Consider the following 14334-nt stretch of genomic DNA (forward strand, 5'->3'; position numbering starts at 1 on the left):
TCCTATGAAAGCGATGAACACCGACAAACCGGTCTCCTTGGTTCAGAGAGTGCTGACTTATGGGGTGCTGACCCTCTTTACGGTGCAGCCTGTGATGGCCAATGTGGTGGTCAGTGGTGGCGCTACCAGTGTGGAAACCGCGGCTAATGGGGTGGAGGTGGTGAACATTGCTACCCCGAACAGTCAGGGTTTATCCCACAACAAATATCAGCGGTTTGATGTTGACCCGTCAGGGTTGGTCCTCAACAACTCCACTGAGCAGTTCAAACAATCTCAGCTGGCTGGTCTGTTACAAAACAACCCCAACTTGAATGGTCAGTCCGCATCGGTCATCTTAAATGAAGTGACCGGTGCCAACCGGAGTCAGTTGCAGGGCTATACCGAAGTACTGGGGCCTTCTGCTAATGTCATCCTGACCAACCCTTATGGCATCACCTGTGATGGCTGTGGTTTCATCAATACGCCCAGGGTGACACTCTCAACCGGCGCGGCACAAATTCAAAACGGAATGGTGTCGGGGTTTGAAGTGGCGGAAGGTTCGGTCACCGTGGAAGGATTAGGGCTGGATGCCACCCGGCAAAGCTACTTTGACATCATCGCCCGCACCGCCGAAATCAATGCCCAGATAAACGCGAAGGCGTTGACGGTCATCACCGGTAAGAACCGGGTGGATTATGAGAGTAATGCGGTGACCAAAAGAGCCAGTGAGGGCACAAGGCCGGCACTGGCGATCGACTCTTCCTCGCTGGGCGGGATGTATGCCGGACGCATTGCCCTGATAGCCACTGAAGATGGGGTGGGGGTCAATGTCGGGAGTCTGGCTGCGTCTCAGGGCAGTTTGCAGATAACCGCTGATGGCAAGATTGTTCTGGGTGATGCCAGTGCAACGCAAAACATCGAGCTGGTGACGCAACATGACCTGGCCTTGTCGGGGACGCACAGTGCAGGCAATGACGTATCGGTCTCTGCGGCTCAGGTGACGGCCACAGGCAGTCAGAGTGTGGCAGGGGGCGAGTTAAGCCTCAGTACCCAGTCGGCCACGTTAACTAATGCTTCTCTGGAAGCAGGCACACTGACTTCAAACGCCGCACAGGTTACTTTAGACAGTCAAAGCAGTCTGAAGAGCCAAACGGCGAACCTGACCGGGCTAACCACACTGGATAATGAGGGGACGGTGTCTGCCAATACCGCACTGAGTGTGAGCGGTAATCAGGTAACTTTATCTGGCAGTGGCCGTGTTGAAGCCAATCAGGTCGATATCACCAGTGATGCGCTGACGCTCGATACCACACTGCGTGCTCAACACCTGAACGCAGACAGCAAAGGCGCACTGAATCTGACTGCTCAGGCAACAGTCAGCGCCAGTGATACGGCGAGCCTGACCGCGCAAAGCCTGACTCAGAGCGGTGAGTTATCAACGACCAATGCATTGAACTTGAAGACCAGCCAAGCGATATCCAATACAGGGAACATTCAAGCGGGGTCGATGATTGTCGAGGCGGCGAGCATAGATAGTACGGGGACATTAGCCGCTAATCAGACCATGGTGCTCAAAGCGGACGATGTCACTCTGGCTGGTGAGGTCGGCGCTGCGGATATCACGGTAACATCAGAACAGTTGGCTATAAATGGAGCGATCTCCGCCACAGGGCAAAGCGCCCTCACCGCCAACCGCAGTCTGACCGTATCCACCAGTGCAAAGGTTACCTCTGGCAATGCCATGACCATCAACACCGCCAGCCTCACGTCACAAGGTGTGGTTCAATCCAATGATTCGCTAGGAGTAACCGCCAACACCGCCAATGTGCAAGGTACCCTCAGTAGTCAAAACGCCATGACCTTGTCGGGTGGCACGTTAGAGCAATCTGGTACTCTGTACTCCGGTAGCAACCTGACGCTCACTCAGACAGACTCGGCGACCCTCAAAGGCAATGTGGATGCAAAAGGGGCAGTCGTGATAAACGCAAAATCACTGGATTCGCAAACCCGATTGGTTTCAGAGCAATCCGTCACTGTCACAGCCGATAATACCACAACCGCTGGACTGCTTAGCGCTACACAAGCACTAACCATCAACGCAGATACATTGAATCAGTCCGGTGAGATGCTTACCGAAGACAACCTCAACATTCATGCCAGACAAGTGACGCTGGGTGGTAAAGCTGCGGCAGACAAGGTATTAAGCGTTCAGTCGACCGGCAACATCACCACCTCAGCGCCAGCGTCCGTTTATGGTGCAAACAGTGTTGATGTGGATGCCGTTTCCCTAACACATCAGGGATCATTGCTGCACTCCGGTGGCAACCTCAGTTTGACGCTTGGCTCTGGGCTGATAACCAATCAGGACATCACCGCAGATGGTGACCTTAACCTGACGGCCACCTCGCTAAACAACAGCGCGGAAATCAGTGCCGATGGGCAAACCAATATTACGGTCACCGGCGCGTTAACCAACCAAAGTTCTGGCATGATATCGGGGCAGACCACAGCGCTTCAAGCGAATAGTGTGACCAACCATGGCCGGTTGCAGGCGCTCGACGCACTGGGGCTCACCGCCAGTTCGCTGAGCAATCATGGCGCGGTTGTCGCTCTGGGGGACGCTACCACAACGCTAACAGGAACGCTCACTAACCGGGGCGTGATTTACGCAGGCAACCACGGTTATCTCTACGCCTATGCGCTCAACAACTACAGCGATATCTTGACCCAAAAGAATCTGACCATTGCACGAAATGGCTCAAACGCCAGAAGTGCCAGTCTTTTAAACAGCTCAGCCACCATAGAATCACTGGGTGGGGACATCAATATCTATGCAGATACGGTGACCAACAAGCGCACCACGGTTAGTATCCAGTCTACGTCTCAAAATATGAACTTGTCGTCCACTCTAAGTGGCGGTGCAAGCTGGTTTGAGGTCGACAGTGACTCTGAACATGCTCCTGTTTTTACTGTGTATGATTATTGCTCCAGCAGTTGCGGCAGTCACCATACTGGTGCTGAGCAGACAACTTATGTAACTACTGTAGCGAGTGGGGATACGCATTCTGAACTGGTGAGGCGAGATAGTCAGGTGTTAAGAAGTGCAAGCTCAGCTTCCCGACTCGTAGCAAAAAACAATGTTTCAATCACAGGTCAAACGGTTACTAACGAAGCCAGTCAGATAAGTGGTAGCGGGGTGACCATAAATGCATCAACTTTAACGAACAAAGGTTATCAACTTTCCTCAGAGAATGTCTACTACGACTATAAGCTCGACACGAACGACTATGAGCAGAGAACGAGTCGGAACCCGATATATGGTGGTGTTTCATTTCGGTTTAATCGAACGGGTGTAAGAAGTGTTGGTTCAGGTGTAACCGAAGCTCTAAACGCCTCCATCTCTGCCACTGGCAACGTCACCCTGAATGTGGCCAACAAGGTGAACAACTCCACCATTCAATCGAGAGCGTCCCGAGTCGCGCCAACTGGCAATAGTAAAACAGCGCAAAACACCAGTGCAGCATCCGGTCATGTTGGTGCCGCTGATGTGGTAGCCATCGGTGAAGCCGCGATTACCCTGCCTACTTTCAACACTGTGCCCTACCCGGACTATCGACTGCCGACCGGACCAAACGGCCTGTTCATCTACTCGACAGGTCCCAAAAGCAAGTACCTGATTGAGACCAACCCGCTATTGACGGATTTGGGGAGCTATCTAGGCTCAGACTACTTTCAGAACAAGGTGGGGATTTCACCAGAACAAGATGTCACCTTCTTAGGTGATGCGTTCTACGATACCCGCGTCATTACACAGGCCATCTTTGAACAAACCGGTAAGCGCTACCTAAGCCAAGATGTTGGGTCCGATTTAGGTCAGATGCAGTCATTGATGGACGCTGCGGCTAAAGAAAAAACGTCGCTGGACCTAACGGTGGGGGTTTCACTGACGCAAGAGCAGATAGCGCAGCTCAGTAGCAATATTCTCTGGTATGAACAAATAGAGGTGAATGGCCAACAAGTACTGGCACCAAAACTCTATCTGGCGCAGGTGACTAAAGACGATGTATCAAACGGTGCGCTCATAGCGGGCAGTAACGTCACCGTTCAGGGTGGCGAGATTGAAAACATCGGCCAGATTCTGGCAGACAACACCCTGAGCCTGACCAGTGACGGTAAAATCACCAATGATACCGGCACCATAAAAGCCGGTGGGGATGCCACACTCAAAGCCGAAGAGGACATCACCAATCTCAGTGGCACGATATCGGGTGATAAGGTCAGTGTGGTGTCGACGAAGGGTTCGGTGGTGAACAAAACCCTGAGTGAGCAGGTTGAGTACGACAAGGATGCAACCCGAACTTATCGAGGGAAAACAGCGAGCATTACCGCCTCAGATACCATGACGGTTTCTGCTGGAAAAGACATCATCAGTCAGGGGGCAGACATGCGTTCTGGCGGTGATATGGGCCTGGAAGCGGGTGACAATGTTGTCTTATCCGTGAACGAAGCGAAGTATCACAACCGCACCTATGGTCATAATGCTGTAAACGACGCTCTGACGGTTAAAAATCAAGGCTCCAGTATCACCACAAATGGAAACCTGACGGTGAAAGCGGGTAAGGACATCAAGCTCACCAACGCAGCGATTTCCAGTGGTGGTGATACCCGTGTGGATGCCGGGCAAGCGCTGACCATGGATACCATTCAAGATGAATCCTACTCCTACAACCAAAAAGGTGGTCGAACTGACATTCGTCACACCAAGACACATCAGGGCAGCACATTAACTGGTGATGAGGTCCACCTGACCGCAGGTGATGACCTCTCGCTGATAGGCAGCGACATTGATGCTAAAAACAATGCTTCTCTGACCGCCTCGGGCGATGTGTCCGTGCTGGCCGTGAATGACAGTGACTATCGCTACTTCAAAGAGACCAAGAAAAAGTCGTTCGGACGCTCAAAAACCACCATCAAAGAATCGCTTCATGAAACCGTGAAAGGTTCAGAGGTTAATGCCGGGGGCAATATCGCCATCACCGCTCAGGCGAACAAGTATGCCAGAGTAGCCGGCGGTGACAGCGACATACAGGTGATTGGCTCAGAGCTGAATGCAGGCGAGGGGGTGACGCTTTCGGCTGATGGTGATGTCGTACTGGCTTCTCAGCAATACAAGGAATACTCGCGAGAAGAAACCATCAAAAAAGGCTTTGGTGGATTGAGTGGCAAACACAAGGGCAGCATTGATGATGCGACGTTACTGGAAGGCAGCTATACCATAGCTGCCAATGACATCGATATTACCTCGGGCAGAGATATCGGGGTTTTGGCCAGTGAAGTGACGGCCGGTGGTGATGTAAACCTTGATGCGTTGGATGAAGTGCTCATCAGCTCACAAGAGGCCCTTAAGCAAAGTAAGGAGTGGAGCGAAGAGTTTAGTTTCCTTAAGGGCGGCAACCTGTTTGAGATGGAAAATCAGCGAGACGGCGTACAGACAGCAACGCAACAAGCCAGTCGTATCCATTCTGACGGGAGCCTATCGATAAACAGCGGCAGCATGGCAGTGGTGGGCTCTGAGCTCACTGCAGGCGACAATGTGTCACTGGTCGCGGACACGGGCTCTATTGAGATTTTGAGCGCTGAAAATACATCCGAGACCTACAGTGACCACGAGAAACTGACGGTTGGTTTTGGGGATATGGGAGAACTGGTTAGTGTTGAAGAGGGTCAGATTCGTATCAACCTTGGGCAGGCAACGTACGACAAGGTCGACACCAAAACGAATCAAACCACTCAGACCGGTAGTACCCTTTCAGCAGGTAATCACCTTTCAGTGAATGCCGAAAGTGATGTTACGGTTTCGGGCTCTGACCTGATAGCAAACAGCAATCAAAATACCACCGGGGACCTCACCTTAGCGGGAGAAAATGTCACCATCAAGGAAGCGAAAGAGACCAGGCAGACACAAACGAAGGAAATGCATGGCAGCGCTAAAGTCAGCCTGGTGATACAACATCAGGCGGCTGAGGTGGTAAAAGCCGCGCAAGCACTGGAAAAATCCACCAAAGCGCTGAAACAGGCTGAAAAAGACTATAAGCAGTACAAAAAGCAACTGGACTCTTTAGAAAATACTTTGGCCACCTTATCAGAAGAGCTTGAGCAAGATAAACCCGGTGTCAACTTTGAAGACGTCGAAGAGCTCAACGACCTGATTGCCGACGTGAAGAGCGATGAAGCCTGGTATGTGACAGGCATTGCTCTGGCTTCTGCGGATGTGGCGTCTAAAACTACGTTGCTTTATCAACAGACGGCGGCTGCGGGTCAAAGTAGTGGCTCCTACGGTTTTAATGCTGGTCTGCATTTGGATATGGACGTATCTAAAACTGATGCATCGGACAATCAGGTCAGTTCAGTAGCGTCAAACCTGTCGGCGCAGAACATCACGATTAAAGCCGGTTCAAACAAGGGAGACTCCGCCACGATTCAGGGCTCACATTTGGCGGCTAAGGATACGGTTCAGATACAAGCAAATGAAGTGAACATTCTGGCTTCACAAGAGACTCAGAACAGCCGTTCAAATACGGAGTCAGGTAGTGTTAGTGCTTCATTAACTGTCTATGGAGCAAGCTCTGGCATTAACTTAAACACCAGTCTGAGCCGCAATGAATCGACATCCGCTTCCACGACACATACCAATAGTACGCTCCATGCCAACAACGTGGAGATAACATCGGAGAGTGATACCAACGTCAAAGGTGCAACCGTTCGGGCGGATGATACGTTAAAGCTGGATGTCGGTGGAGACCTGAATGTGGCTTCAGTTCAGGACCGACATACCTCCAGTCAAAAAGGTGCGGGTATCAGTGCGGGGCTGAGTCTTTCTGGCGGAGAGGTACCGGTTGGTGCGAATGGCCAAAAAGGTGGGGTCATTGACTACTCAAAAGGTAATCCAGGTGAACACAAGGGTTCTAGCGGCGGTTTCAATGTGTCGAATGGCAGAACCAGTAAAAAAGAAACGGTGCTCACCAGTCTGACCGGAAACCAGGTGGATATCAATGTTGCTCAGAATACCGACATCAAGGGTGCGTTAATTGCCGCGACGGATAGTGAGGGTGCCGATACCGGAGACTTGAGCCTTACGACGGATACATTCAGTTACAACGACCTCTCCAACACCAGTTACACCCAAAGTCAGAGTGGAGGCATTAATACCAGTGTGGGGACGAACGATGGCGAGATTGATGCCACTTACAACACCACCAGCATCCAATACAAAAATGAGTCGGGTTACAGCAAGAGCAAAACACTGGCTACCATTGGTCAGGGTGAGCTAACCATCGCGGACTCAGAAAACTCCGACGACACCACTTCCCTAAATCGCGACACCGAACATACAGAAAAGGACCTGTTCACTGTTGACCGTAAGCAGGGGGATTTTGATGTTACGGTTGATCACCGGCTGCTGACCGAAGAGGGAAGGGCGCAGATAAAAGAGGATGTTAAGCGGACGGAGTTAATGGGTAAATCATTAGCTGATGTTGCGCTTGAGGACTCCGTTAAGTTGGCTGATACCTTCGAGCATATGGATGTGGTGCAGAAGGAGTTGGATGTACAACTGCTTATTGCTCAGAAGAAGGGTGATGCAGCGGTCAACATTAATAATCTTGAAAATGCTACCGCTCAACAGAAGCAAGATGCGATTAATGATTACGCTGCAGCTTACTCCGAAGTATTCGGTATCTCTATCGAGAGTGCCTTGGTTATCGCGGTTAATAAATCGATTGGTGGTGCGCACTATACAGGCGACAAGGGCAGTAACATTGTTCTGAATGATAAGGCAATGAAAAATGCCCAAGACTATATGAAGACTTTGGCTCATGAAGTTACTCACGGGTTAGAGAAGCAAGGCATTATCGGAAAGAAAGGAGAACAAGGGGAAAACTACGCTGAGCTGATTGGAGGTTATGCCGAAGGTAACTATGAGTTCGCACTAGAGAACAGCGGTCTTGGCAAGGTTAATAAAGGCAATACTAACTCTCATATTGGAAATGATTCTAAAGCCGTTGTGGATGCCAGTGAGCAGTTTAAAACAGTACAGAAGTCAGGAACGGAAATTGATTATTACCTTACTCAGCCTGAGGCAAGAAGAAAAGCGGAGCTTACAGAATTTCTGTTAAATTGTACCGACTCCAGTTGCAGAGACACTGAGGAGTTTAAATCAAAACAGAAAGAACTTGTTGCTCTTAATAAGAAAGATGAGGAGCGAGACTTAGCTTACAAAAAAGCGTGTTATTCAGGTAGAGGAGAAGAGTGTAATAGTGAATCTGCAAAAGTTGTAGCCGCTCACGATACTTGGGATAAAGAAACAGCCGTAAAAGATAGCTCTCTTACTTCAGAATACATTGATATTACGTCTAAGAATGCTGAAGCAGAAGCTCGCCCTTGGGAATTAGCAGCAGGTAGTGCTCTGGCAGAAATGCCGACTGATGCGTTAATAGGTGCTATTAGTGCAGTTCCTGAAATGGTAGATCTTGCAACAACAGCATCTGCCGCTATGCAAGGTGATGAGGGGGCGCAGCAACAGCTTAAAACGATGTATGAATCAGCAGTTGAGACGATGTCTGATCCTAATGGTGCTGCTGACAAATATATTGCTGATATTCAGGCTAAGGAAGCGAGTGGCGAGATTTCATCGTTTGAGGCTAAGAAGCAGATATCTAAGTTCTATATATCTGTTGCAGCTGCTGCAACGGGCTCAGCACATGGGGTCGTTAAACTTGGAGATACTAGTTTAAATGCTATAGCGAAAGCGGGAGATTCTGTAAAAGATATTGTTCGAGGGGATAGTAGTAAAGTTGCAAAGATTACTCATAGTAGTGAGAATGGGTCCCCATCAACAGAAAACTTTCACCAAGAAAACAATTTTGATTTATCAAAAGTAGAAGTTCTAAGCATAAAAGATGCTAGAAAAATGACAGGTGAAAATTCTGGATTGATATTTGTACAGGAGCCACAGGGTAATTTTGATAAGAACTTTGTGCAATTTGAATCTGGGACTAAAGGCGCTTTCTCGGATGTGCCATCAGAGAGAAAAGCTGTTCCCGCAATTCGATTCGATAATCCTAACCCAAGGGGGAACAACTTTGTTAAGTTTGATGGTATCGAAGATGATGGAACAACTTTAATTGATCGTAAAACGGCACTAACGACATTTGATAAGCAATTACAAAGTATTCAAAGAGTATCCTATGCCTTAAAACAAAACCCTGGGTTTAAAGGTGTCTTTGAGTTTCCAAATCAAAAGGCAGCTGATAAGGCAATGGATATACTGATTAGAGAGAATATAACTAATATTACAGTGAGGGTAGCGAAATAATGGTTAAACTTAACTTGGAGCTACGTCATAGGGCAAAACCCAATGAATCTTATGATGAAAAGCACATTAGGTTTTTAGAAAGTATTGCGGACTTAGGTACGCCTTGGAACCTAGAAGGGTTAATGCCCCTTCCAGATATTGGTTCTGAACTTGTGATAAGCGTTTCTTTAGATAAGCTCTTAGGCGCAGGCGTTAAAGGCAATATTACTTATAAGTACCGAAGTGAAAAATACCTTGAAGACAATGCTCAGTTCGATGACCACATACAAATTGACTTTAATGAAGGGAAAATCTCGCTAAATGAGATCATAAGAATTCTAAAGTCATATATCCCAGCATTTGATTGCTATAGAGCAACCTTGCGAAACTGGAACATCACGAAAAGTGATTGGGCTAAGATAGTTGAAGAAAGTAATAATACGGGCAAGGATGTTAATGGAAGAGATGGAGTGTATCGAATAAATCCAATTAACTACTTTGACCGAGAACTATGCCTCAGGGCATTTGGGTTATCTCCTGAGCAGATTATTCAGCGTCTTGAAGGTAAAGTAGAATCGGTTAGCCTGCTTCACGGTGGTGTTCTTTTAATTTACAGCACACTTCCTGTAGAACAAGGCAATTTTGATAATATTGATGAAGAAGTTAAACGCCTTCTTCAATGATTAATTATTACCGTGCAATTAGCCACTCATCCGAGTGGCGTCCCTCTTCCCAGAACCACCCACCACAACCACAGAACCCTCTCTCGCCACCAGAAACGGCAAATCCCTACGGTATCAGCCACGGGAATATATTGTTAAACCCTGCGGTATTGGCGCTGTGAATCGGGGTGTTTTGGTTCTGGGTGGGAACTGGGTTAACGGGTAAGGTATGGGACTTACAGGGTGGATATGAGGGGAATTCGGTAAAGGGGGGCAAGATGCCAGAGAATCTTTATATCTTGTCCAGTATCATTGGTACACCTAAAGGTATAACAATATATACAGAGAAATTGATGTTAATTGATCACGCTACAGGGTAGGCCGTGCCAGTTGATGAGACTGGCACGAAGTATTACCGCAATTATGATCAGTTCCTTTTTCTAACTTTTCCCTGAAGTTCATCTAAGTAATTGCTTAGCTGTTTCAGATCCGCCTCAATTTCTTCAACTGTAGGGTAAGGATCACCCACAGCAGGAGCGCTATCATGTCCTGTAAAATAAGTGCTGCATTTGGTCATGGCAGTATCAACCATTGCGATATCAGCATCTGTAATATCAGTCAATCGTCTTAGTCTCTGTGTTTGGATGCCACGCTCAAACCTATTTACAACTCGGTTTAGTAGCTTTTCTTCAATCAACCTTTCCCAACTTTCTCGTAATCGACCATAGAACTCACGTGAAGCCTTCCTAAACTCAGCTTCTGTTCCCTTTTTATCAATCTTTTTTATATCCTGTAACTCGACATTAAGGGCTTTCAAACGCTTACTAGTTGTTAAAGCTTCCCACGGAGCATTTTTACTTACTATTCCGGCTAGATTTTGCCGTGAACGTTCCAATGCGGAAGTGTCATGATTAGCGTTTAGCCTTTCAGCCGCTTCAAGTAAGAGTTTGTAGAATACAATATCATGTGTAAAGACAATTACTTGCCTTTCAAGCGACTCTGAAACCAACCTTTCAGCAACACGACTTCGCCATTGATGGCTAAGCGAATTAACAGGATCATCAAAGATTACAGCAGACTTTCTGTTATCGGCTTTCATCTCCGCTAGAAAAGCAGCTATTGCAATACAGCGTTGCTCTCCTTCACTGGCAATTGTTGATACTAAAGGCTCGCCACCGTCTTCAACCACAAGTTTAAGTTGTTGATTTCCTGCCCTGTTTCTGGTCTTTGCTTTGATTGAAAAACGGATAAACCCAAATTGCTTCAACTCATTCGTGAAAGCCGCCAACAATGGGGTTACCGCACTATCTTGATAGATTTGAGATGCTAAAGTAGAGACAGCCCTTGTATTGCACTCTCTCCCAAGAGCTTCCAACTTGGCAATAGCTTTGTATCTGCGAATGTTACTTTCGATTGATTCGCGATTGTCTAATACAAATTTCTTATCTTCCAGTAACTGTAGTTTTATTTCTTTTGTTTGAATTAATGTTAATAGATCAGCGTCTGATTTGATGTTTGAGTGTTGTGACGTAATGGTTTCAATCAATCGCTCAAGATCACTCAGCACCGTCGTATCCAGAGTATCAACCGACTCAGGGAGGTTCGTGGTGTTGAGGAACTGGGGTTTTCTTGTGCTCAGTTGTTGAAACAAAAATTCAAACCGTTTTTCTGACCCTGGTAAAAGTTTCTCAAGTTCTATTAAAGCAGCTTTGTGCGCTTTGAATCGACCAGCCTCCTGTAGCCACTAATTTGAATTACAATTAGTAGTCCACAGGAGGGCAAATGAATAAGCAGTTTACCGAAGAATTTAAAATCCAAGCCGTAAAACAAGTCACCGAACAAGGCTACACGGTAGCAAGTGTGTCAGAACGCCTTGGAGTCTCCACCAATAGTCTCTACAACTGGATGAAGAAGTACGGGTCAGACAGCAAGCACTACCAGCAAGCAAATGAGCAAGAAGCGAAAATACGAGAGCTGGAAAAAGAGCTGAAACGAGTGACACAGGAACGTGACATCCTAAAGGAAGCAACTGTATTTTTCGCCAGCGAGTCAAAGAAAAATACGCGTTTATAAAATCCCGACTCAACAAATATCCCGTACGTTTAATGTGTCAGGTCTTGAATATTCAACGCAGTGGTTTCTACGCATGGATAAGGAAGCCAAAATCTGCCAGAGCTATTGAGGACGAGCGCTTACTGGGCTTGATTAAGCACTCTTGGCTTGAAAGTGGTTGTGTCTATGGTTACCGCAAGGTTCAAAGTGATCTACGGGATTTAGGGGAGACATGCAGCAGGCACCGAGTCGCCCGCCTGATGCGACAAGAGGGACTGAAAGCTCAAGTTGGATATAAGAAGCGTCGTGGCATGTATAGTGGTCAGCCAGCACTTATTGCTGAAAACATATTAGACCGTGAATTCTCGCCATCTGAGCCGAATCAATCTTGGGTAACAGACATCACTTATATCAGAACACACGAAGGTTGGTTGTATCTAGCAGTCGTGCTCGACCTTTATTCGAGAGCGGTGGTCGGTTGGTCAATGAGTTCAAGGATGGAATCAGAGTTGGTAACACAAGCGCTTCTCGCTGCGGTATGGCGTCGAAAGCCTAAAAGTACAGTGCTAATCCATTCTGATCAGGGAAGTCAGTTCACGGGCTATGAATGGCAGGCGTTCTTAAAAGAGCATAACCTGATACCTAGTATGAGTCGCAGGGGAAACTGTCATGACAACGCAGTAGCAGAAAGCTTCTTCCAGCTTCTAAAACGTGAACGGATTAAGAAAAAGATCTACCAAACAAGAGAAAAAGCACGTTCAGATATTTTCGATTACATTGAGATGTTTTATAACTCTAAACGTAAGCACAGCCACGCTGAGAATATGCCTCCACTGGTGTATGAAAAGCTTGGAATTTACAACTAGTCGCTGGTATACAGGAGGCTGGTCGATTCAATAAGCCCTTCGGAAACTAACCCATATTAATCGAGGTACTCATGGAAAAGGACAAAAACACTATCCAATGGCTAAACTTAGTTTCTTCATCTCCAATGTTCGTAATTAAAGTAGGAAAAGAACATGAAGCTTCAAAAGTGGTTGCGGTCGCATTAATACCTAAGAATGATGGGGAATACTGGGTTGCGGGAGAGACTGTATTCAAAAATGGGATGAAGGTTCCGTCAGTATTTAGAGTGGATACGGATGCAGGGGGAAGCTTAATGGATGTTTACTGGAAAATTAATAGTGATTGGTGGGATTACCAAAACAGACCATATGTTTATGATGCTCTAGAGTTACCCGAAAGCGAGTTGTTTCCATTTGATTGGAGTTACGCGGTTAATTTGGAGGACGATAATTTTCACCCTTCTCATTAGATACAAGTCAGAAAGACAACTAAAGAGGAATCATAAGGTCGGAATCTTGAATCAATTAGAAGTAATGGCGAACCCAACTGAAGCAACTAAAACGCTAAATAGTTATGTCACACAGTCAAGAGCAGGTCTAGAAACTAGGTCTGGAAATTTCCGATGGGAAAAATAATGAAATGGGATGAAAGTAGTGATAGTGGTACGAAACTATACCAAGCAGAAGTGAGTAAACTCGAAGAGGACATTACTGTAAAGGTTTGGTCGCAATTTCTAGACGTACTTTCCAAGCAGAAGCTCAAAAAATGGGATGCCGTTAGAATCGAGTTTTGGTCTGATTCTGGGAGAATAATTATGTTTCCGGCAGCAGCATCTAAAGAAGATAGAAATGAAGCGTTTTGCTTAGAACTCTACACTAGGGAGTACTATGAGTTTTGGGAAGAGTTATGTGACAGCGAACTGGAGGATGAAGAGTTTGACAATAAAGTAAGTATACGAATTAACGATCTTATTCGTACTTTCAACCTTGCTTTAACGAAGGCTATCGGTTCGAGAGTAGGAAGCGATGAGTTTAAGGACTTAATGATACTTTATTGCGATGCAGATGAAGTAGTAGCTAAAACTAAAATATGAATTACATCACATCAAGAGTAAGAGAAAGTGCCACTCAACCAAGGGAAAGATCTGAGAAGAGTAGTGAAGACATTTCAGTAATTAAAGAAGCACTATCAGCATGTCAGAAGCGAATTAAAAAGTACCCAAGCTTTTCGCTGCTTCTATCTATTGAAAGGCAAATTGTCTATGTAAGGGCGGTTGTAGAAGGTTCGGAAAAAGACAAAAGTAGACTCAATGAGCTTACCTTGGGGGTATACGCTGTTAGAGAGTTTTTCGATACCGATAGGGAGTTTGCAGAGCTACTCGTGGACGTGAACGATATTGCCAATAGGCTAAAATTTGACAGAAATAAATAGGGGACAAGTGTG

The 14334-nt window shown here is 46.7% G+C and carries 7 protein-coding genes; 6 read left to right on the top strand and 1 reads right to left on the bottom strand.

Going from position 1 to position 14334, the window contains the following annotated elements:
* Window positions 1-4 precede the first annotated feature (4 nt).
* Entirely contained in the window at window positions 5-9352 is a 9348-nt protein-coding gene (locus SNR28_RS09315) for a hemagglutinin repeat-containing protein (protein ID WP_375748934.1), read from the top strand.
* Window positions 9352-10014, top strand: coding sequence for a hypothetical protein (locus SNR28_RS09320; protein WP_375748935.1), 663 nt, complete (start codon window positions 9352-9354; stop codon window positions 10012-10014). The genes SNR28_RS09315 and SNR28_RS09320 overlap by 1 nt, the downstream gene beginning before the upstream one ends.
* A 406-nt stretch (window positions 10015-10420) precedes the next feature.
* Here SNR28_RS09320 and SNR28_RS09325 read toward each other — a convergent pair whose 3' ends face one another.
* On the bottom strand, window positions 10421-11692 hold the full coding sequence (locus SNR28_RS09325; RefSeq protein ID WP_375749926.1) for an AAA family ATPase: 1272 nt from the start codon (window positions 11690-11692) through the stop codon (window positions 10421-10423).
* Window positions 11693-11775: 83 nt separating this feature from the next.
* On the opposite strand from SNR28_RS09325, the gene SNR28_RS09330 reads away from it, so the two are divergent.
* The 4 genes from SNR28_RS09330 to SNR28_RS09345 all read left to right on the top strand — a co-directional run bounded on the left by SNR28_RS09330 (window position 11776) and on the right by SNR28_RS09345 (window position 14322).
* A protein-coding gene (locus SNR28_RS09330) for an IS3 family transposase (RefSeq protein WP_375748130.1) occupies window positions 11776-12911 on the top strand; the annotation gives its coding sequence in 2 pieces (ribosomal slippage) (window positions 11776-12025 and window positions 12025-12911; 1137 coding nt in all).
* Window positions 12912-12982: 71 nt separating this feature from the next.
* Window positions 12983-13360: a hypothetical protein gene (locus tag SNR28_RS09335; RefSeq protein ID WP_375748936.1), complete on the top strand. Its 378-nt coding sequence runs from the start codon at window positions 12983-12985 to the stop codon at window positions 13358-13360.
* 165 nt (window positions 13361-13525) lie between these two features.
* Window positions 13526-13984: a hypothetical protein gene (locus SNR28_RS09340; protein WP_375748937.1), complete on the top strand. Its 459-nt coding sequence runs from the start codon at window positions 13526-13528 to the stop codon at window positions 13982-13984.
* On the top strand, window positions 13981-14322 hold the full coding sequence (locus SNR28_RS09345) for an immunity protein Tsi6 family protein (RefSeq protein ID WP_375748938.1): 342 nt from the start codon (window positions 13981-13983) through the stop codon (window positions 14320-14322). The genes SNR28_RS09340 and SNR28_RS09345 overlap by 4 nt, the downstream gene beginning before the upstream one ends.
* The last annotated feature ends 12 nt before the right edge of the window (window positions 14323-14334 follow it).

The organism is Vibrio iocasae, from assembly GCF_042245395.1.
Taxonomy (GTDB): domain Bacteria; phylum Pseudomonadota; class Gammaproteobacteria; order Enterobacterales; family Vibrionaceae; genus Vibrio; species Vibrio iocasae.